This window comes from Lysinibacillus sp. BNK-21 (assembly GCF_048684915.1).
GTDB classification, from domain to species: domain Bacteria; phylum Bacillota; class Bacilli; order Bacillales_A; family Planococcaceae; genus Lysinibacillus; species Lysinibacillus capsici.
In genome coordinates this window covers 3,321,028-3,343,617 of record NZ_JBLQTS010000001.1, presented here as the reverse complement: position 1 = coordinate 3,343,617, position 22,590 = coordinate 3,321,028, and the positions used below count along the sequence as shown (strand labels likewise).

18 protein-coding genes and 1 pseudogene are annotated in these 22,590 nt (G+C 36.6%); all 19 read left to right on the top strand.

Going from position 1 to position 22,590, the window contains the following annotated elements:
• Positions 1-2 precede the first annotated feature (2 nt).
• Entirely contained in the window at positions 3-1,094 is a 1,092-nt protein-coding gene (locus tag ACMGGO_RS17140; protein WP_066036554.1) for a glycosyltransferase, read from the top strand.
• Positions 1,084-2,595, top strand: coding sequence for a lipopolysaccharide biosynthesis protein (locus ACMGGO_RS17135; RefSeq protein ID WP_420282099.1), 1,512 nt, complete (start codon positions 1,084-1,086; stop codon positions 2,593-2,595). Before ACMGGO_RS17140 ends, ACMGGO_RS17135 begins: the two co-directional genes overlap by 11 nt.
• 77 nt (positions 2,596-2,672) lie before the next feature.
• Positions 2,673-3,782, top strand: coding sequence for an acyltransferase family protein (locus tag ACMGGO_RS17130; protein WP_420282098.1), 1,110 nt, complete (start codon positions 2,673-2,675; stop codon positions 3,780-3,782).
• Between the two features lie 136 nt (positions 3,783-3,918).
• Entirely contained in the window at positions 3,919-4,716 is a 798-nt protein-coding gene (locus tag ACMGGO_RS17125; protein ID WP_257521325.1) for a TIGR00282 family metallophosphoesterase, read from the top strand.
• 177 nt (positions 4,717-4,893) lie between these two features.
• Entirely contained in the window at positions 4,894-5,160 is a 267-nt protein-coding gene (locus ACMGGO_RS17120) for a stage V sporulation protein S (RefSeq protein WP_004224903.1), read from the top strand.
• Positions 5,161-5,423: 263 nt separating this feature from the next.
• On the top strand, positions 5,424-7,163 hold the full coding sequence (locus tag ACMGGO_RS17115; protein ID WP_221682722.1) for a 2-oxoacid:acceptor oxidoreductase subunit alpha: 1,740 nt from the start codon (positions 5,424-5,426) through the stop codon (positions 7,161-7,163).
• Positions 7,163-8,029: a 2-oxoacid:ferredoxin oxidoreductase subunit beta gene (locus tag ACMGGO_RS17110; RefSeq protein WP_004224896.1), complete on the top strand. Its 867-nt coding sequence runs from the start codon at positions 7,163-7,165 to the stop codon at positions 8,027-8,029. Before ACMGGO_RS17115 ends, ACMGGO_RS17110 begins: the two co-directional genes overlap by 1 nt.
• A 154-nt stretch (positions 8,030-8,183) precedes the next feature.
• Positions 8,184-8,891, top strand: a complete 708-nt coding sequence (locus tag ACMGGO_RS17105; RefSeq protein WP_420282097.1) for a lantibiotic protection ABC transporter ATP-binding protein — start codon at positions 8,184-8,186, stop codon at positions 8,889-8,891.
• Between the two features lies 1 nt (position 8,892).
• Positions 8,893-9,621, top strand: coding sequence for a lantibiotic immunity ABC transporter MutE/EpiE family permease subunit (locus ACMGGO_RS17100; protein ID WP_221682720.1), 729 nt, complete (start codon positions 8,893-8,895; stop codon positions 9,619-9,621).
• Positions 9,622-9,624: 3 nt separating this feature from the next.
• Positions 9,625-10,377: a lantibiotic immunity ABC transporter MutG family permease subunit gene (locus tag ACMGGO_RS17095; protein WP_420282096.1), complete on the top strand. Its 753-nt coding sequence runs from the start codon at positions 9,625-9,627 to the stop codon at positions 10,375-10,377.
• Positions 10,378-10,403: 26 nt separating this feature from the next.
• The gene (locus ACMGGO_RS17090; RefSeq protein WP_221682718.1) at positions 10,404-11,066 is read left to right on the top strand and encodes a response regulator transcription factor; all 663 of its coding nucleotides are present in this window, start codon (positions 10,404-10,406) and stop codon (positions 11,064-11,066) included.
• A complete protein-coding gene (locus ACMGGO_RS17085; RefSeq protein ID WP_420282095.1) occupies positions 11,054-12,436 on the top strand; it encodes a sensor histidine kinase in 1,383 nt (460 codons plus the stop codon). Before ACMGGO_RS17090 ends, ACMGGO_RS17085 begins: the two co-directional genes overlap by 13 nt.
• Positions 12,437-12,624: 188 nt before the next feature.
• Positions 12,625-13,230, top strand: coding sequence for a TetR/AcrR family transcriptional regulator (locus ACMGGO_RS17080; RefSeq protein ID WP_004224884.1), 606 nt, complete (start codon positions 12,625-12,627; stop codon positions 13,228-13,230).
• Positions 13,231-14,293: 1,063 nt separating this feature from the next.
• A complete protein-coding gene (locus ACMGGO_RS17075) occupies positions 14,294-18,109 on the top strand; it encodes an InlB B-repeat-containing protein (protein WP_420282094.1) in 3,816 nt (1,271 codons plus the stop codon).
• A 160-nt stretch (positions 18,110-18,269) separates the two neighbouring features.
• Positions 18,270-21,200, top strand: coding sequence for a cadherin-like beta sandwich domain-containing protein (locus ACMGGO_RS17070; protein ID WP_420282093.1), 2,931 nt, complete (start codon positions 18,270-18,272; stop codon positions 21,198-21,200).
• Positions 21,201-21,275: 75 nt separating this feature from the next.
• The gene (locus ACMGGO_RS17065) at positions 21,276-21,419 is read left to right on the top strand and encodes a hypothetical protein (protein WP_420282092.1); all 144 of its coding nucleotides are present in this window, start codon (positions 21,276-21,278) and stop codon (positions 21,417-21,419) included.
• Positions 21,420-21,586: 167 nt separating this feature from the next.
• Positions 21,587-21,850 (top strand): S-layer homology domain-containing protein, encoded by a 264-nt coding sequence (locus ACMGGO_RS17060; RefSeq protein ID WP_420282091.1) that lies wholly within the window; start codon positions 21,587-21,589, stop codon positions 21,848-21,850.
• Positions 21,822-21,908, top strand: a pseudogene (locus tag ACMGGO_RS17055) (hypothetical protein); the annotation flags it as partial. The gene ACMGGO_RS17060 and the pseudogene ACMGGO_RS17055, both read left to right, overlap by 29 nt.
• A gap of 9 nt (positions 21,909-21,917) precedes the next feature.
• A complete protein-coding gene (locus tag ACMGGO_RS17050) occupies positions 21,918-22,172 on the top strand; it encodes an S-layer homology domain-containing protein (protein WP_420282090.1) in 255 nt (84 codons plus the stop codon).
• The last annotated feature ends 418 nt before the right edge of the window (positions 22,173-22,590 follow it).

Below are 22,590 nucleotides of genomic sequence, written 5' to 3'. Positions count from 1 at the left end.
GAGTGCCATATTTAAGCATTATTGTCCCCGTCTATAATACGGAACCTTACTTAAAAATGTGTCTTGATAGTATTCTGAGACAGGAATTCGTAGATTTTGAGTTGATATTAGTAAATGATGGCTCGACTGATAGCTGCTCGGTAATCTGCGATGAATATGCCGAATCTGATACAAGAATTACCGTCATTCATCAAGCAAATAGTGGTGCTGTCAGTGCCCGTAAAGCAGGGCTAAGGGTCGCCAAAGGACAGTATATTGGTTATGTAGATAGTGATGATTGGATTGAAGTTGATATGTATAAATCATTATGTAATACTGCCCGTGTTTTTGATGTAGATATTGTTATTTGTGACATTGTAGAAAATTATCCACTCCAAGAAGTGAAGAGACCACAGCTTGTCTCGCCTGGTTTGTACAGGAAGGATAGAATGGAAAAAGAAGTATATCCAATTATGCTATATTCGGGCGAGTATTACCGTTTTGGCTTATATCCATCTTTATCTAACAAAATATTTAAAAGAGACCTATTAGAGAAAAATCTCTTTGATGTGGATGATCAAATTTGCATGGGGGACGATGTTGCTTGTACATATCCTAGCTTACTTGATGCAGAAAGTATTTATATATTAGAAAATCAGTATCTCTACCATTACCGTCAGCATTCTTCTTCCATGACGGCTAGTTATGATCAGATGTTTTTTAAAAAAATACTTGTGTTGTATGAACAATTGAAAGTTTTAAAGTACAGGAAAGCAGACCAGGTTCCTAATTTTGCTGAACAACTTCAGTATTATTTTACTTATTTAGTGATGGCAGCGGTGAATAATGAATTGAATAGATTCAACCATAAGCGTTTACATGAAAAGCGTACCTTTATTAAGAAAATGTTGATTCATGAAGCGTTTCATGGATCGTTGCATGCGATTCGGATGACAAATATGCCGCTCAAATCAAAGATCTATACTTGGTTATTAAAGAAAAAACAAATTCTTTTACTTTTCATGTTGAATAGGTTTAAACAGCGGATCAGTGATTGCAAAGGCTTAATCCCTACTTTTACTAAAAGAAAAGGTGCTTACCAGCATGAGAACTAAGAGAGTAGTTTTAAATTTAATGTCTAATGTATTACTACAAGTTGTAGCAGCGGTTATTAATTTCATTTTACCTCGACTATTTATGACAACATACGGCTCTGCTACAAACGGGCTTGTTTCGTCGATTAAGCAATTTTTAAGTTATTTAAAAATAGTAGAGGCTGGGGTTGGTAATGCATCGATAGTGGCACTTTATAAGCCACTAGCCAAGGGTGATAAAGACCAAATAAATGGAATTCTTTCAGCGACTAATCGTTTTTATAGACGTTCGGGTTATGTCTTTGTTGGATTAGTCGCCATTTTGGCTATTTGTTATCCGTTATTAGTAGGAGATGAAGTGAATCCGCGAACGGCTCTTTACATGGTACTTATTTTGGGGATTAGTGGCATGTGGGAGTATTTTTTTATAGGGAAATATTTAGTTCTACTGTCGGCAGATCAAAAAAGCTTTGTTATTTTTCGCATTCAAACAATGTTGCTTTTTGCGAGTGCACTATTGTCAGTTACTTTGATAGCATTTGGTTTTTCCATCGTCATTGTTGTTGCTAGTTCAAGTGCCTTATTGTTACTGGATGTTCTTTTTTTAAGATTGTATGTTAAAAAGAAATATCCATATTTCAATTGTAAAAAACAAGCGAATACGTTAGCAATTAAAGATAAATGGGATGCTTTAATTCATCAAATTGCCTCGTTAGTGGTGTTTAACACGCCGTTTATTTTAATAACGATTTTTCTGGGCTTAACAGAAGTCAGTGTGTTTACAGTTTATAGTATGGTGTTTAATGCAGTCACATTGTTTATATCCACTTTTTCAGGGGCGATATTAGCAGCTTTTGGAGACATTCTTGTCAAAGAGGATAAGGACGTTCTTCGGAAATATTTTCATCACTTTGAATATATTTTTTATGGCATCATTGCTTTTAGCTACACATGTACAGCTATTTTAATATTGCCATTTATAAAGATTTATACAGCAGGGATTGAAGATGCCAATTACATAAGGCCCTGGTTAGCAATATTGTTTGTCATTGTAGGAGTAGCGAATACAATTCGGATTCCTGCCAATACGTTAGTGAATGCTGCAGGCCATTTTAGAGAGACGAAAAATCGTGCCATTATGGAAGCATTAATCAACCTTGTAGTTTCTCTTGTTTTTGTACAGTTTTTTGGCGCAGAAGGAATATTACTGGGAGGAATTTGTTCATACGGCTATCGTACTTATGATTTAATCATTTATTCTTCTAAAAAGATTTTACAAAATTCACCTAAAGATACTGTCAAAAAAATTGTGCAAAATAGTATTTTTGCACTTACTGCAGCAATACCATTTATATTTTTTATCGAGCTCCATATTACATCTGCAGGTTCATGGCTTGTAGCCGCTATATGTATTTCCTTGTGGACGATGTTTATTTTATTAGTAGGTAATTTTATTATTGAGCCTCAAACAATGCGAGATATTTTGGTGCAATTAAAGAGAACAACTACCAATAGTAAATAATTTTATCCCTGCATTGAGTAAGGTAAGTAGCATAATTGAAAGGCAAATTGATTCCTTTGAAATGGCAGGTGAGGGTGATGAAGCGAGAAGTCAAAGAAATATATTTACTACGATACGTTGCTTGCTTAGGGATTGTGTTAATGCATAGTGTTACGTTGGCATTGAACATGTATGACATAGAAGAAGGTCCACTATTCGTAATCCTGACATCTATTCAGCTGATCTTTATGTTCGGGACACCTCTTTTTATATTTATCTCAGAGTTTGTCATTGCCTATTCCTATTCAGATCGTTTGCCGAAAAAGTTTTATGTAAAACGTTATAAATATATGTTAACGCCATTTCTTTTTATTGGACTACTTGATGCCGTTCTTAAATCAATTGAATCGCCTTCTATTGAATTTGCCAAAAAACTACTACTAAATTATTTGGAAGGTGATTTCCATGGTTATTTTATCGTGATCATTTTTCAGTTTTATATCATTCATCCATTTTTTGTGAAATTTATTGCCTCAAGATACCCTGCCTATAAAGTAATAATGACTGCTTTTATCATTAATTTTGGTTACTTAGCCTTTTTTAATTTTTTGGATCCATTTAAGTATTTTCCTGATTTAGCGTATACTAGTTTACAATGGGATTTTTTTAATAAGATGCCATTTCCTGCGTGGATTGCTTATTTTGCAGTAGCTTATTACTGTGGAAAAAATTATGATAAATTTCTATCGTGGTTACAGCGTTTTCGTTATTTGTTACTAGCAGTATTACTAATCACAGTAAGTCTTTTGCTAACCACTCAATTATCAGGTATTATTACGGAAGTTCATTCAAAGAGAATAGACGTTATCCTTTATACATTCAGTGTAGCTTTTCTGTTATTTTTCATCGCGAGTAACAGAAGAAAAATGCCGAAATTTATCATTTTTATTAGTCGTTATTCCTTCGGTATATATTTATTACATCCCCTAGTTAATAGCCTACTTAAAATTTTTTTAACGAATTTTATCAAAACATTAAGTGTATTTTCTGTCATTGCCATTTCATTTATTGTCAGTCTCAGTTGCTCCATTTGTATAACATATATAATGAGTAAATGGAAATTAGGCGCTTTTTTTATAGGGCAACTCAATACCAATGGGGCCTCATCTAATAAAAAAGATGCACAATTTCCCATCCAGCAATCCTAGATAAACTGGTGCTAATCAATAAGATAATAGTATTTAAACGTGTAAATTGAGTAAGGCTTGCGTTTTAATTTTGCGATTGCCAAAGCAAAGATGGTAAACTAAAAGATGTTATTTAGAGAAAGTGTGGTCTTGCATAATGAAAGTTCTATTTATTGGTGATATTGTTGGTTCAATTGGTCGAGATGCGGTGGAAAAATATTTACCTCGCTTAAAAAAGAAGTATAATCCAGATGTTGTGATTGCAAATGGGGAAAATGCTGCGGCAGGACGAGGGATTACTCGTAATATTTATAATAGCTTGCTACAAATGGGTGTAGATGTTATTACAATGGGTAATCATACATGGGATAATAAAGATATTTTTGATTTTATTGATGACGCGGATTACTTAATCCGTCCGGCAAACTTTTCAAGTGAAGCACCTGGTAAAGGTATGGTCCAGATTTCTAAAAAGGGTGTGACATTATCTGTCATTAATTTACATGGTCGCGTATTTTTACCACCACATGAGGATCCATTTGCAATGGCAGATCAATTGATTGCAGAGGCTCGACAAATATCTCCACTTGTCTTCGTGGATTTTCATGCTGAAGCGACTAGTGAAAAAATCGCCCTTGGTTGGCATTTAGATGGAAAGGCTTCAGCGGTTGTTGGGACACATACACATGTGCAAACAGCAGATGCAAGAATTTACCCGCAAGGTACAGCTTATATCACGGATGTTGGTATGACAGGGCCGTATGATGAAATTTTAGGTATGACGAAGGAAAGTGTCATCTATAAATTCCAAACAAACATGCCATCTCGTTTTGAAGTTCCGAAAAAAGGGCGAGAGGTTTTAAGTGGTTTCTTTGTAGAGATGGACGATCGAACAGGAAAGGCTATTGCCTGTGAACGCATTTATATAAATGAAGACTATCCATTTCAAGGGTAGATAAGTCGAAGAATGTTTTTTTACGTTTCTTTTACGGGGATATAGGTTTCTTTGTCAAACTAGTCTATTTCCGTTTTGCGGAGCATAAAATGTGCTACGGACAATAACTTGAGGTCCAAAAAGGGGGACATGAGTTGTTGAGCGTAAACACTATTCGCGAAACGGGGAGGAATAATTGTGGATTCATTAAAAGTATCATCACGCTCTAATCCAAATTCAGTTGCAGGTGCATTAGTCGCGGTAATCAGAGAAAAAGGGCAAGCAGAAATGCAAGCAGTTGGGGCAGGTGCACTTAACCAAGCCGTGAAAGCAGTGGCCATCGCACGCGGATTTGTAGCGCCAAGTGGCACAGATTTAATTTGCGCGCCGGCGTTTGCCGATATTTTGATTGCTGGAGAAGAACGAACAGCATTAAAGCTGTTAGTGGAAAAACGTATTCGATAAAAAAGTAATGAAGTAAAATGCTCTGTCACATACTATTGTGGCGGAGCATTTTTTCGTTTTCCTGTTTTACATATGATAGATGTCACTTGAAATAGGGGCGTGATTTTGCTTAGATTTGAAAATTACAACTTTATGAACAGGATTTTCAGTCAAAGGTCTGATTTTCGCCTAAATCGTGGAGAAACAATAGTCCAGACGGTTTCTTCGTGTTAAACTTATGAAGGAAAAATAATAGTACACATTGGATTTAAGGAGTTGTTGACATGTTACATCAGCTTTCATGGAAAGTCGGTGGGCAACAGGGTGAAGGGATTGAGAGTACAGGTGAGATTTTCTCAATGGCAATGAATCGTCTAGGTTATTTCCTATACGGTTATCGTCACTTCTCTTCTCGAATTAAAGGTGGCCATACGAATAATAAAATTACAGTTCGTCCAACAGAAGTACGTTCAATTGCGGATGATTTAGATATTTTAGTGGCATTCGATCAAGAAACAATTGATGTCAATTATAAAGAGCTTACAGAAAAGGGTATTATTTTAGCCGATGCAAAATTTGATCCTGTTAAACCAGAGGATTCAAAAGCACCATTATTTGCAGTACCGTTCACAGAAGTAGCAGCAGAGCTTGGTACTTCGTTAATGAAAAACATGGTGGCTATCGGAGCAACTGCGTCATTGCTAAATCTAGAAGATGCAGTATTCCAAAATGTTGTCGATGATATTTTTGGTAAAAAGGGCGAAGAAGTCGTTCAAAAAAATATGGAAGCCATTACACGTGGTCGTCAAATTATGAATGAGCTTTTAGTTGATCGTATAGGCGAATGGGAGCTTGCACCTGCGGATGGAAAACGTCGTATGTTTATGATTGGGAACGACGCAATAGCACTTGGCGCAATAGCTGCTGGGACACGCTTTATGGCAGCATACCCAATTACACCTGCTTCTGAAATCATGGAATACTTGATTAAAAAATTACCGAAATTCGGTGGTACGGTAATCCAAACGGAAGATGAGATTGCAGCAGCAACAATGGCTATTGGCGCTAACTTTGGTGGCGTACGTTCCTTTACCGCTTCAGCTGGTCCTGGTCTTTCATTGATGATGGAAGCAATCGGTCTTTCAGGTATGACAGAGCAACCTTTAGTAGTAGTGGATACACAACGTGGAGGCCCTTCAACTGGGTTACCAACTAAGCAAGAACAATCTGACTTGATGGCTATGCTTTACGGTACACATGGAGAAATTCCTAAGGTAGTCATTGCACCTTCTACAATGGAGGAAGCTTTCTTTGATACGATCCAAGCATTTAACATTGCAGAGGAATTACAATTACCAGTAATCTTAATGACAGATCTACAATTATCTTTAGGAAAACAATCTGTAGAGCCATTTGATTATAATAAAATTGAAATTCGTCGCGGTAAAATTGTGATGGATGATCTTGAGGAAGCGGCAGATAAAGCCTACTTCAAGCGCTATGAAGATACAGAAGATGGGATTTCACCTCGTGTATTACCGGGTACATTACATGGTATTCACCACGTTACAGGTGTTGAACATGATGAAACAGGGAAGCCATCTGAGGCAACGGGTAATCGCCAAACTCAAATGGATAAACGCTTCCGTAAATTAGAGAGTTTGAAATTTGATAACCCAGTCTTTGTCAATGCACCACATGAGGAAGCCGATATTTTATTAGTAGGCTTTAACTCAACAAGAGGTGCTATTGAAGAAGTGCAAGAGCGACTGAATGCGCAAGGAATGAAAGTGAATCATGCACATATTCGATTAATTCACCCATTCCCATCTGCAGAAATAGCACCTCTTGTTGCACAAGCGAAAAAGGTGATCGTTGTAGAAAATAACTATACAGGTCAATTAGCTAATATTATGAAGATGAATGTTGGTGGTCACGATAAAATCGTGACAATCACTAAATATAACGGTACACCATTCTTGCCAGGTGAATTAGAAAATCGTGTGAAGGAGTTGACTCGCTAATGGCAACATTTAAGGATTTTCGTAATACAGTGAAACCAAACTGGTGCCCAGGCTGTGGAGACTTCTCAGTACAAGCAGCTATCCAACGTGCTGCTGCAAATGTCGGCATTGAACCAAATGAACTTGCTGTCATTTCAGGAATTGGTTGTTCAGGTCGAATTTCAGGATATATCAATTCTTATGGATTCCATGGTATTCATGGCCGTGCACTTCCGATTGCACAGGGATTGAAAATGGCTAATCGTGATTTACATGTTATCGCTTCTGGTGGTGATGGTGATGGATTTGCTATTGGTATGGGGCATACAATTCATGCCATCCGCCGTAATATTGATATAACTTATATTGTAATGGATAACCAAATTTATGGTTTAACAAAAGGTCAAACATCTCCACGTTCAGCTGCTGGATTTATTACAAAATCTACACCAGGTGGAGCGATTGAGCCATCATTGAAACCATTAGAGGTAGCGTTAACAAGTGGTGCAACATTTGTGGCACAGGGCTTCTCTACAGATATTAAAGAATTAACAGCACTAATTGAAGCTGGTATTAACCATAAAGGTTTCTCATTTATCAATGTCTTTTCACCTTGTGTAACGTATAACAAAGTGAACACATATGATTGGTTTAAAGAAAATTTAACAAAATTAGCAGATGTTGAAGGTTATGATCACTCAGATCGTGGTATGGCAATGCGTACAGTGATGGAACACGAGGGCTTAGTAACAGGCATTATTTATCATGATACTGAAACAACGTCGTATCAAGAAAAAGTACCTGGCTACTCTGAGTTACCATTAACAGATATCGATATCAAAATGAGCGAAAATGATTTTAATGATTTAGTAAAAGAATTTATGTAAATTTGATAGGGTCGAAGCATTTGGAATGAAGTCATTCCAAATGCTTTTTTTATGCTTTAGTAATCGATCGCAAGTAAGTAATTGTTATGGAATCCTTATAAAATCCTTATATTTATTTTTTACACTAAGGTCATCGAAAGGATGATGACTAATTATGAAAGATTTGATGTTGAAAACAAACAATCTGAATAAAGCGTTTAAAGGACAAAACATTGTAGATAATTTATCGTTAGAAATTAAACGTAATTCAGTTTATGGCTTACTTGGACCTAACGGAGCGGGAAAATCTACAACCTTAAAGATAATAACGGGCATGCTACGACCTAATGCTGGAGATATCATTTTTAATGGACATCTATGGTCACGAAAAGATTTGCAGGATATCGGGGTCTTAATTGAAACACCACCCTTGTACGATAATTTAACAGCTAAAGAGAATCTAAAAGTTCGAACGATAGCGTTAGGCATACCACAAAGTCGGATTGACGAAGTATTGGAGATTGTAGATTTAACGAATACGGGGAAAAAACGAGCAGGTCAGTTTTCTTTAGGGATGAAGCAACGATTAGGTATAGCAATTGCGCTGTTAAACAAACCGAAACTGTTAATTTTAGATGAGCCGACAAATGGTTTGGATCCAATCGGTATACAAGAGCTTCGTAAGCTCATTCGCTCCTTTCCAGAACAAGGTATCACTGTTATATTGTCTAGTCATATTTTGCCTGAGGTAGAACAAGTCGTGGATGATATTGGCATTATTGCTGGTGGCAAGCTTGGCTATCAGGGACCAGCTCCACAAGGTCATGAATTAGAGTCACTCTTCATGCAGGTTGTCACTGCCAACAGAAAGGCAGGTCATTAGTATGTTAGCCATCATGAAAGCAGAACAATTAAAATGGAAGCGAACTTTTATTCCCAAACTACTTTGGCTTACGCCACTTATAACCTTACTTATAGGCGCTGTACTTATGGGAGGGGAGTATTTTCAAACAGGAGCTTATAACTGGTGGTATACGATGCTTCTGCCAGGTGCACTGACGATTTGCTGTGCCTTAGTGATCGAAAAAGATAAGAAGTTGAAATACCATAGTATACTTGCACTACCACTTGGCCTCAAAAAGGTTTGGTTGGGAAAAATCCTTTCATCAGGTGTATGGCTTTTCATTATCACTAGTATGTTCTTTGGAGGAATTACAGTAGGGGGCTGGCTATTTGGTCATAGCTTACCAATAACAAGCAGCTTATTAAGTTCTCTAGTTATTTTCGTAACGTTTTTGTGGCAAATTCCCTTATGTCTTTTTCTGGCAGCTAAATTAGGAACCTATTTGGCTATTTTGCTCAATGTAGTTGCCAATATCGTAGGGATTGTAGTATTTGCTGATGGAGAGCTATGGTATTGCTATCCTTTTGCAATTGGTGCACGTCTATTATGCTCAACTCTCGGTATATTACCAAATGGTCTACCAGTACCTGAGGGTAGTTCTTTACTCAATAACGATGTTATATTTCCTGGATTATTGATAACGATCACTTGGTTTATCATAATCACTTCACTCACGACAAAGTGGTTTCAAAAAAGGGAGGCCAAATAGCAAATGGACATGTTACGATTATTGAGAGCGGAAAGTCTTAAAACAAGACGAACTCCATTACTACTTACACATCTACTTGTCCCCATTGCTATTTCTGGATTGTTTTTAGCTTACTATTCCTATTCACCATGGGATTTTCACGGAAAAGTAACTGCCTATTTTCAAGGCCTAGCGTGTGGACTACCTATGATTATAGGATTAGTATGTGCAATGGCATCCGATCAGGAGGCGAAGGCAGGTCATTATCAAAGCATGCTAGTCTCAACAAAAATAAAAATAAAGGCATACTTGAGTAAGCTTATATTATTATTGATGTATAGCTTTGGAGCCATCTTTATGTCTGTAGCTATTTTTAGTATGGGCTTTAGAGAATTATTACATGAAGTAGATTTTGACTATTTATTTTATAGTGTTGCTGCCTGTATTTTATTCAGCAGTCATATTATTTTTTATATTTTACATTTATTTGTAAGCTTCCAATTTGGAAAAGGTGCTTCGATTGGTTTAGGCATTGTGGAAGCCCTGCTGGTCGCTTTGTTGCTTACTGGTTTAGGTGATGCTATTTGGCCCTTTTTACCGTATGGATGGAGCGGTCACTTTGTTTCTTTATGGATTTTAACTTCGGCGGGCACAAATTTAATATGGCTCGAAGGAAGTATCCAAACTAGTATAATATGGTGCTTAGGTGGAAGCATACTAGGTTTTGCATTATCTTGCCTATGGTTTTGGAGATGGGAAGGTAGAGCAGCTGAATAGTAGGAATGGATGGTTGAGGATAAATTATGGCAAATATATTAGTAGTTGATGATGAAATTGATATTTTAATGCTGGTTAAAAATGCACTACATAAAGATAATCATTTAGTAAATATTGTGTTTAATTCGACAGAGGTAGAGAAGATGGATCTAGGCTTTTTTGATCTAATCTTACTTGATGTGATGATGCCTGCTATTGATGGCTATACGCTATGTAGGCAAATTCGCCATGCTGTAGATTGTCCGATTCTTTTTCTTACCGCTAAAACCTTAGAGGAAGATATTATGTTTGGTCTTGGCTTAGGTGCAGATGACTATTTAATCAAACCTTTTAGTATTGGGGAACTACGGGCAAGGGTAAATGCTCATATTCGACGTGAAAATAGAGAGAAACGGAATGTTCTTTATCATGGTAAAGTTCATTTTAATCTTTCTGGTAAAGAACTATTTGTTCAAAATGAGAGGATTCCGTTAACCAAAAGTGAGTATGAAATATGTGAATTTTTAGCACGTCATCGCGGGCAAGTTTTTTCTAAAGATCAAATATACGAAACGATTTTTGGGTTTGATGGCAAAAGTGACAGTACAGCGATAACAGAGCATATTAAAAATATTCGTTCAAAGCTGCATGCATTTGATATAGAAGTCATTGATACGGTTTGGGGGATTGGCTATAAGTGGAAACCGTAAAACCGAGGAAAGGAACACGTCTGCATACATTTTTTCTGAGATATTTATTTTTTCTGTGCATTGGCATCATTCTTTTAGTGGCACTATTAATAGGTCTATTTATGTTTGCCTTTTCAGCTAATATTATTTTACCTGCAAATTATGCAGAGGCACAAATCACGTTAGCAAAAGATCGAATTGCTACAAGCAGCTCGGTAACGGATGCGATGATCCCTGACCTTGTAGAATATGCAGTGGTTTCAAACCAGGGAGAGTTTATTTCAGGCAATTTAACTAAAGAAGAGGCTTCCTATGCATGGCAGTTAAAACAAAAAGGAGAAAAGCAGGGAAGTTCTCGATTTTATGCATTTATTGAGCGCGAACAGGAAGTATGTATTTTACGCTATAGTTTAGTACCTGAGTATCGCTCTGCCATCATAAGAAATTATTTACCTAATCCGCAATTAACGGTTTTATTAGTTTTTATTATTGGAGTTGTTGTACAAGCAGCGGTACTTGCTGTTCATTTTGGCAGAAGACTAAAACAAAAAATGATGGGCTTACAAGAAGCTATTGAAAAAATACAACATCAAAATTTGGCATTTCATTTACAACCGTCTGGAATCCAAGAAATTGATGATATTGCTCTTTCCTTCGAACAAATGAAGGAAGCATTAAATACTTCTTTGACACAGCAATGGCGGGCAGAAAGATTGCGCAGAGAACAAATATCAGCACTGGCACATGACCTGAAAACACCATTGACGATTATTCGGGGAAATGCCGAACTTTTATTGGACACCGCCCAAGATGAAATGCAAAAAGAATTTAACCATTATATATTAAAAAATACGGTTGAAATTGAAAAATTCACAAAGCAATTAATGGATCTTTCGAATGTGGAGCAAGGTATTGTCACCTCAAAATCAAATGTCGCCATGCATTCTTTTATTCAACAGGTCGAACAACAAATGAAAGCTCTTGCTTTAGAAAAAAATCTTGAAGTTACTGTAGAAATGGTCAGGCTACCTACTTCCATTATGATAGAGGAAGAGCTTTTTTATCGGGCTCTATTAAATGTGATTGTCAATGCGGTTGAGCACACACCAAATAACGGGAAAGTCACTTTATCTATTGAAGGAAAGGTGAATGTTATTCATTTTACTGTGAAAGATAGTGGTACAGGTTTTTCAGCAAAAGATTTAAAAGAGGCTACCAAACAATTTTATCGTGGAGACCCAAGTAGAAATACAACAGATCATCATGGTATGGGTCTTTATATTGCAGAGTCAGTTATTAAAAAGCATGATGGGGTAATAACACTCGCTAATGATTCGATAACGGGTGGAGGAAAAGTGACAGTCACTATTCCTGTTATGAGGATGGAGTAACAGTTTATTTTTTCCAATTTACTGCGGGTAGAAATCAAAGTCATTGCTCTAATGAAGTCCTTCATGTTACCCTAGTAATAAATTTAGTCCTTTTTATTGGAAGTAAGGTTTTACAACTAACTATCCTTATAAAGGGCTTTTTTTATAGAAAAAAGTTTTAAGGGTACTTAAATGGAGGAGTTTTTTTTATGGCAGAAAGAGGTAGACCAAAAGGCGCAAGTGGAGAAGAAAGTCGCGCATTATTACTTGAAATTGCAGCGAAAGAGTTTGCGCAGCATGGATATCATGAAACGAAGGTGAGTACGATAGTAAAAAGTGCATCATTAAGTCAGCCTACTTTTTACCTGTATTTTAAAAATAAAGAGTCCATTTTTGAAGAATTAGAGAATCTTTTTCGTTTACGAATGATGGATTTAGCCAAAAAAAGCCGCTTACAGCCTGCATTAGAGCAAGCAACAGTAAAATCACGTATTATCCATAATGTTAAGGAATTATTAGCGTTTTTTGCTAAAAACCCAAATTTAACAAGAATTGGATTATATTTATCGACAAAGGCTGATGAAATAAAGGCACAAATCGTCAAGCAAATTAAAGAGAATCTGGATTATGAAGTAGATGCTGGCTATTTTCGGAAAGATTTAGATACACATATAGTTGCAGAGAGCTTAATAGGTATTATTGAGCGATTAACATTTGTTCAATTACTGCCAAAGCAAAAAAAGCCAGAAGAGATAGCCACTGATATTGTGAATTTATTAATAGATGGTATGTTGGATAGGGGAAGTCATGACTAATAATCAACCACTTCATAATTTTAAAAAAAGAAAATACTGATTTTTTCTTTTTTTAAAGTTGAATATTACTTTTGAGTAATATAATATTAGGAATATGTAGTGATTACCATTAGTATTTCAAATGGTTCACTCAATTAAAGAAGAAAAGAGGAGGTGAATGTAATGATGTATCCACCAATGCCATATGTAGGAGATAAAGGTGGCCGTATTACTGTTAAGTAATTATTACTTAAGGGTCTGGCTTATTTAGTCAGACCTTTATCTTTTAAAAGGAGAGACTGTTTAATATGCTTGAACAGAGTAAGTTAGAAAATGTAACTTTCTACTACAGAAAAGAAGGTATAAAGCAATTGATTGGTCAATTAGCAACTGTAGATGGATTAGTGAAATTTCAGGGGACAAGAAGATTCAGAAATACAAAGGTATCATTCATCTATGCGGGGTGTTTTTGGAAAGATTTAGTTACACATATGGGTTTCAGAGTGTTTTAGTGAATTGATTGAATGATTAGCATTCATTCAATTGTTGCCAAAGTAAAAAAGCCAAGAGATAGATAATTGTAACTTTAGTAATAGAAAGGATATTTACTAGAGAAAATAGAGGAAATAACTATATAAAAGAAAATGATTTTCTTTTATATAGTTTAATATTACTTTTGAGTAATATAAAATTGCTTATTGTTATTTTATATCAAGATGTAGAAAAAAGGATCTATGAGTACCAAAATAACATCTCTGTTAACGTTCATCCAGATTTTTTAGGATTAAATCAAACCTTCTAAACTACTGTAAAAATCGATGGGGCTTTAAATAGACTTAGTGAATGAGTGACACCATTAAGAAGAAGGGAGATTGTACATGGGATTGATGTTTAATATGTAAAATTAATCCAAAATGGAGTCGCATTTTGCTTTTATAGCAATTTAAAATTTTTAAATAATATAATTATCGTATATGTTTGTTATTCGTATATGCATTAGAACATGATTGATGTAAGAGAGTGCTCCTATTCTTTTTCAATCACATATTGGTAGAAGTAAAATGTATAGAAAGAGGAGAATGCTATGAGAAAATGGCAGCAGGCAGTATCGGTATTTGTCATCTATTTGTTAATGGCACAGATTGTAGTTGGTAGTTTCCCAGTGTATGCTGAAACGAATGATCATGAACAGCCCATACTAACTGTCACACTCACAACAGATGGAGAGCCTTATATAGATGGTGACATTGCTTCAAGTCCTGTTACTATTCAAGCGACAACAACTACAGTTGATAGTGCTAGTCTACAGATAGAGACTTCTAACGACAAAGGAAATACATGGACAGTATTCAATACTTTAACGCCACTTGTTTTAACAGATGCAGGGGACTATCATATTTGGTTTAGAATCATTGGGCAATCCGCCATTAGTAAGCATGTAATTCGCATCGCAGAACAAAAGCCATCGTTATTGTCAGCAGGTAACTCTATTATTTATGTGGACGCAACTGCTACTGTTGGGAATAATGATGGTACAAGTTGGGACAATGCATTTCAAGATTTACAATCCGCTTTACATAGCGCACTAAGTGGACAGCAAATCTGGATTGCCCAAGGAACATACACACCAACTAGAAAAATGGATGTAAATGATTCACGCAGCGTAGCATTCCGAATGAGAAATGGTGTGGAAATTTATGGCGGTTTTAAAGGTGATGAAGAGACATTAGCGCAGCGAGATTTTAACACATACAAAACTATACTAAGTGGAGCACTTCCTAGTGGAGAAAATGCCTATCATGTATTTTATCATCGATATGACCCTGATGTAAGTGTATTAAATGAAACAGCCATTCTCGATGGTGTCACCATTACGGGAGGTTTTGCTAATAAGGGGACGCATATGTATGGTGGTGGGATGTACAATAGCGATGGCAATAACCCACTCTTAAGAAATGTCCTATTTACCGGGAATAAGGCACAGGGAGATGGTGGAGGCTATGGAGGTGCTATGTATAATACTAGAGGAAGTAACCCGATTTTAACAAATGTTCGATTTAGCGGAAATGAAGCGTACCTAGGTGGCGCTATCTACAATGCTAGTAGTAGTCCAAGATTAAGTGGTGTCAAATTTGATGGAAATAAAGCGACTGGCTATGGAGGCGCTATCTATAATGGTGGTAGCAGTAGTCCGACTTTAACAAATATAACATTTACTAGCAATGAAGCAGTATACGGAGGTGGTATATACAACGGTAACGTGAGTAATCCCATCTTAACGGAAGTTGAATTTAATAGAAATAAGGCAACTCAACATGGTGGTGGCATGTACAATTATGCCAATAATCCAACTTTAACAAACGTAACCTTTAATGAAAATGAAGCTACTTTTTATGGAGGTGCTCTATACAATGATGCTAGCAGTCCCAACTTAATGGAGGTAACATTTAGCGAGAATAAGGCGGAGTATGGAGGAGGGATGTTTAATACTGGTAGCAATAGTAGTCCACTATTGAAAAATGTGCTATTCAATAAAAATCAGGCAAGTCAGTTAGGAGGAGGGATGTTTAATACGAACTATAGTATCCCAAGCTTAACTGATGTGACGTTTGATCAAAACAATGCAATCAATGGGGGCGGCATGCACAATACCAATAGTAGCCCGATGATGACAACTGTAACATTTCGTGAAAATAAGGCCGGTTATGGTGGAGGGGCTATGTCTAATGATGGTGTCAGTAATCCAATTTTAACGAATATGATATTCATTGGAAATGAAGCGTATATTGGGGGTGGTATGTTCAATGATGGCAGTAGCAGCCCCAATTTAAGAAATACGTTATTTACTGGCAACAAGGCAGATTTTGATGGTGCTACTATAAGTACTGACTCTCCAACTAGTAATATCATCTTAACGAATGTGACCATCAGTGGCGATGTTCCGAAATATGGAGTGGCTGCTATTTCTGGAGGTGGCTCAGCTAGTAAAATTCAAAATAGTATTATTATCGGCAATAACAAGAAAATTGCCTTTTATAATTATAAAGGTAAAGTTGAAAATAGCTTGCTCGATGTGGAAGTAGGAAAGAACATAAGAGGGAAACTATTTGATACGACTGGGACGGCTGTTGATACGCCCACTTATCTGCCAACAGATGTGTTTATGGATTCAAGCAAGAAAGATTATCGCTTAAAAGCAGATTCTCCAGTAATAGATCAAGGGAATGCTAGTTATCCTGAATTAGCAGATATAACGACAGACCTTGCTGGGAAAAAACGTGTGCAAGGAGCGGCGATTGATTTAGGCGCGTATGAAGTGCCAAATTATTATAACATTATCTACGATGCAAATGGAGCAACGGGAGGCAGTGTGCCACAAGATGATCAGAAATATGAAGAAAATGCCCTTGTGACAGTGAAGGTTAATAGCGATAATCTTGTGAAAACAGGCTATACCTTTAAAGGCTGGAATACACAGGCAGATGGTAAAGGCACAGCATATGCAGTGGATGATACCTTCCCAATGGGTACAGATAATATTATATTGTATGCGGAGTGGGTAGCTAACCAAACATATACAGTCAAATATGATGCAAATGGCGCAACAAGTGGTATAGTGCCACAGGATAGTCCATTATATGAGGAAAATGAAAAAGTAATGGTACAAGGAAATAGTGGAAATCTAGTAAGAGCAGGCTACACATTCAAAGGCTGGAATACACAAGCAGATGGTAAGGGAATATCCTATGCCGAAAATGCAACCTTTCAAATGGGAAAAGCCGATGTCATCTTGTATGCCCAGTGGACAGCGAACCCAACTTATACAGTCATATATAATGCAAATGGTGCAACAAGTGGGACAGTGCCAAAGGATAGTACATTATATGAAGAAAATGAAACAGTAATGGTACAAGGAAATAGTGGAAATCTAGTAAGAACAGGCTATACTTTTGCGGGCTGGAATACAGCACAGGATGGTAAGGGAATAGCCTATATAGCAAATACGCCTTTAATAATAGGTGAGGCAGATATAATTTTGTATGCTCAATGGATAGCGAATTCTTCAACACCTGGTGGAGGTAATGCCAATGGTCCTTCAATGCCGGATGGAGGTAGTGCTTCTCATCCATCAACGTCTATTCAAATATCCTTCGAGACAAATGGTGGCCTATCTTTAGAGGACATGGAGATTACCTATAATACAAGAGTCAGTGATTTACCTGTACCAACAAAGGAAGGTTTTCGTTTTGACGGTTGGTATATAGATAAAGCGCTAACGATACAATGGGCTGAAGATACGCTTATGAGGGAGAATTTAACGCTCTATGCAAAATGGATAACATTGACAGTGGAAGAACAGAAAGAACCACAGCAAAAGCCTTCCGTGATGACTTTCCAAGATATCGAAAACCATTGGGCACAGGATATGATTGAGGCATTAGCAACGCAGGGCATTATTAAAGGATATGAAGATGGTACTTTCCGACCGAATGAATCAATTAGCCGCCAGCATGTTGCCTCATTATTCACACGTGCTTTTGAATTCGAGGTGATTCGTCCAACAGCAGCCTTTTCGGATGTAGCATCAAATCATATGTACTATGATGCGATTATGACCTTACAGCAGGCAGGCATTATTGATGGAGCGGATGGAGCATTTCGTCCAACAGACAATATCACACGGGCACAATTAGCTAAAATTTTAGCAAATACACTACAGCTGAAATCAGAAGGTAAGAGTTCTTTTAAGGATGTAGATAGCAATCATTGGAGTGTTGGCTATATTGCGGCATTAGAGCGAGCAGAGATTACATTAGGGGATAATGGCAAGTTCCACCCTGAAGCTTCTGTGACAAGAGCCCAATTGGCGGTCTTTTTATACCGTGCAATGCAGCAATAAAAATGATTTTTTAGGCGTGAGGCTATCTAACAACTTCACGCCATTATACTATGATAGAGTAATATTTTTGTTAAATATTACTTTTCGGTAATATAAAGTAGTGAATAGATAGTGAGGATATTTCTGATGAATCACTAAATAAAGAAGAATGAGGGATTAGATGCAACAACCATTAAAAAAGGGGAAGCTATTGTTAGTCACTAGTGTTGTTATTATTTTATGTAGTTTAGGATTTTTACCAAATGCAGCAAAGGCAGCAGAAATTACAGTTAATGGAGAGGTTATATCCTATATCCAGTACCTAGAAGGAGATTCTGCAGGGATTCTTCATATATATAGTGGAGATTATTTAACAAAAAATTTTACCGATAGAGATAGTTTACCGACAGATGCGAAATGGATAACATTTTTTCCAATTACTTTGCCATTAGATAATGGTATAGAATACATGTTTAGTCGTGATGGAAAATCTGTAGAAAAGCAGTATGTTCACAATTGGACTGATATTCCTTCTGATGTTAAGTGGATAACAGTAAGTAATTTTGATGGTGATATTGGGAGTGGTAAAAACCCAATAACGAATCAAAAATACCGCTATAGTGTAGATGGTGTAAATGTTGTGGAAAGCGCTACCGTTCCTGCTAATGCTTTATGGGCTAATTTAAGCTACTATGAAACCATTTCTAATGGAACACATAAACGTTTAAGGTATGAAAAAGTGAATTACACATTAAAATTAAATCCAACTCCACCAGTGATCAATTTAACAAAGTCCCCTACAGGATGGACAAATGGTGATGTTACAGTTACGGCAAATATTAGTAGTGAAAGTGATTTGAAGATTCAAAAGTGGGATTATGGCATTCAAAATGAATCATATTTTAATACAGCTGGAAACTCATTAGTAGGTTCTTCTGTTAGTGTAGATCAAAATCGAACGATTACGTGGTATGCAAGGGATATTTTATTAAATTCAACTGTTCAAACGATTACTATTGATAATATCGATAAAGATGCACCAATCATTACAAGTGGCAATATGACCATAATTACCAATCAGAAATTAGAAGTTCCAATTACCATTACTGATAGTAAAAGTGGAGTGAAAACGAAGAAATGGGCATTTGGAAATCAGAATGAATCTTATTTTTTGACTGGAGGAAATACGTTCACTGAGAATAAAATTGTTGTGGATAATTTTGGGACATATACATTGTTTGCGGAAGATCATGCAGGAAATAAGTCAATCTCCACCGTGCATTTATATTCAGCGGATTTAGAGGGCTTACATTTAAATGAAGGAACGCTTTCCCCACAATTTTCTAAAGAAATACTTTCTTATGATGTCAATGTAATGAACACGGTTTCAACCATTACAGTCATACCAAATGCTATAGATTCAACTGCAACAGTTAAGGTTAATGGGAATCTAGTCAGTAGTGGTGCAACATCAGCTACAATTCCCCTTAATGTTGGAAGTAATACAATATTAATAGAAGTAACAGCTTTAAATAGCACAAAAAAGACATACCAAGTGAAAGTAACGAGGGCGCTATCAAGTAATGCTAATCTAATTAGTCTTACTTTAAGCTCAGGAATACTATCTCCTGAAATTAGTTCAGGAGATAGCAATTATACAGCAAGCGTAGAGAATGCCATTACTAGTTTAACAATAACACCAACAACAGCAGATGCTACAGCTAAAATAAAGGTGAACGGGCATGCCGTTAACAGTGGTACAGCATCAAATTCGATACCACTGAATGTAGGAGTGAATACAGTAACAATAGAAGTAACAGCAGAAGATGATACAACGCAGAGGACCTATACAATAACGATAACGAGATTCCCATCGAGTAATGCTAACCTGAGTGATCTCACTCTAAGCACGGGGTCATACCTTCCTGTATTTAATGGGGGAGATTTCACCTATACAGCAAGCGTAGAGAATGCTATTACTAGTTTAACAGTAACACCAACAGCAGCAGATGCTACAGCTAAAATAAAGGTGAACGGGCATGCCGTGAGCAGTGGCACAGCATCAAATCCGATTCCGCTGAATGTAGGACAGAATACGGTAACAATAGAAGTAACAGCAGAAGATAAAACAACACAGACCTATACAGTAACGGTAACGAGATTCCCATCGAGTAACTCAAATTTAAAAAGTCTAACGTTGAATTATGGAATTTTGAAGCCATCATTTGATTCTCAAAGAGAAAAATATTCAGTTAATGTTGATGTAAATGTGAATAGTATAGATTTAACACCAATACTCGATGACAATGATGCAACGCTGATGATTAATGGATTACCAAGCAGCAGTGGAAAGAAAATGACAGTGTCACTAAACTTCGGGGCAAATACTATTATACTAGAAATAACAGCACCAGACGGGGTTACGAAAAAGAAATACAAAGTTGAAATATATCGTGAACAGCTACCAGCACCCGTAGATTCACCACAAATTCCAGGAAACTCAGCGCCTGTAGAGCCAGCAGCACCAGCAGCACCAATAGAGCTTCCTCAGCTGGTACCTACTGATCCTAAGCAACCGCAAGAGCCCATTACAGATATTATCTTTCCAGACGTGCCCGTGCATCATTGGGCTTACACAATGATTGGTGATTTTGCTAAACGTGGATATATTACAGGGTATGCGGATGGTACTTTTAAACCAAATGATCCGATTTCTCGTCAGCATGTTGCGTTAATATTTTCCCGTATTTTTAAACTAAATCCAATACAGGAAGCACAAACATTTAAGGATATTCCACTAAATCATCGGTATTATGAAACCATCAAGTTGGTGCAACAAGCTGGTCTGTATCAAGGTATTAACGGATACTTTAAGCCAAATGAAAATATGACACGTGCTCAAATAGCGAAAGTATTAGCTATAGCATTAAACTTATCACCAACGAGCACACATACATTTAAAGATATTCCATCAACACATTGGGCACATGACTATATTATCGCTCTGGCGGCAAATGATATTGCGTTAGGGGATAGCGGTTACTTTAAACCAGAATCTTCAGTAACACGTGCCCAATTTGTAGCATTTTTATACAGAGCCTTACAACAATAATCAAATCTCCATCATGGTTCATATTTGTATAATTTTGTTAATCAACATGTGTGATTCTGGGATAAAGGGGATGTTATGAGAAGAACATGGCAACAAGTGGTTTCGTTATTTGTCATCAGGTTGTTACTTATACAACCTGTGTTTGGTAATGTGACCGTATTTGCAAATATAAGTGAGACACTTCATTTTACAATTACAACAGAATCCATCATCAGGTGACAATACCACATCCCCAAACGATAATAACTACTCTTCATTATCAACTGTAAAAATCATTTTTCATACAAATGGTGGTACAATACTTCCGCCACTAGAGATTGCTTATAATACAAGAATAAGTGATTTACCTTTACCTACCAAAGATGGATTCGCTTTGGAGGCTGGTAATGAGGATGCATGTAAAATTAAGTGGGATGAAGATACAGTTATTCGAGTTTGCCAGTGTACGACCGCAAGCACTGGTAAGGTTCGATGATATGGATAGCCATTGGGCAAAAGAGATAGTTGAGGAACTAGCGACACTAGAGATTATCCAAGGTTATGAAGATGGCACTTTCCGTCCGAATGAACCAATTAGTCGAATGCATGTAGCAGTATTATTTGCACGCGCTTCGAGTTTGAATCAATTGCTCAGCAAAAGTCTTTTCTGATATAGCAACAAATCATATCTACTATGAAGAGATCAACACGCTACAGCAAGGGGGAATTATTGATGGGATGGGTGACACATTCCGACCATTAGAAGCTATTACACGTGCACAAGTAGCAAAAATTTTAGCAAAAACATTACAACTAACTTCTAAGGGTACAAGTCCATTTAGTGATGTTTCTAGTAATCATAGGAGCACGGGTTATATTGCAGCACTAGAACAGGCTGGGATTGCATTGGGGAGTAATAGTGAATTTTATCCCGAAACGCCAGTAACACGTGCCGAGCAAGAGACCTTTTTATACAGGGCACTCCAATTTTAACTATCTTTTGTGTAATCTAACAGCTTCACATCGTTATGAACACAGTAAAGTCGAATATTACTTTAAGTAATATAGATTAGCGGTGAATAGATATTTTTATAATAACATTTGAAAGCTCATTAATTTAAAGAAGAAAAGTAATGGATATTACGTATAGCAACAAAGGGTAAAAATATTTACTTTTTGTAAATAGTCCAATAGATAGAAGAAATTATAAGTTAAATTAGTCTATTATTAGAAGTAAGAAAAAACTGATTTTTCTATTTTTCTAGTTGTATATTACTTTAAAGTAATATAGAATCAAAAATAAGTAGTGATTATCATTAGCTTATCTGATGGTTGTTCACTCAATAGAGAAAAGAAAGTGAGGTGAAAAGTAATGATGTTTCCTCCAATGGGTTTCCCAAAAGGCGATACA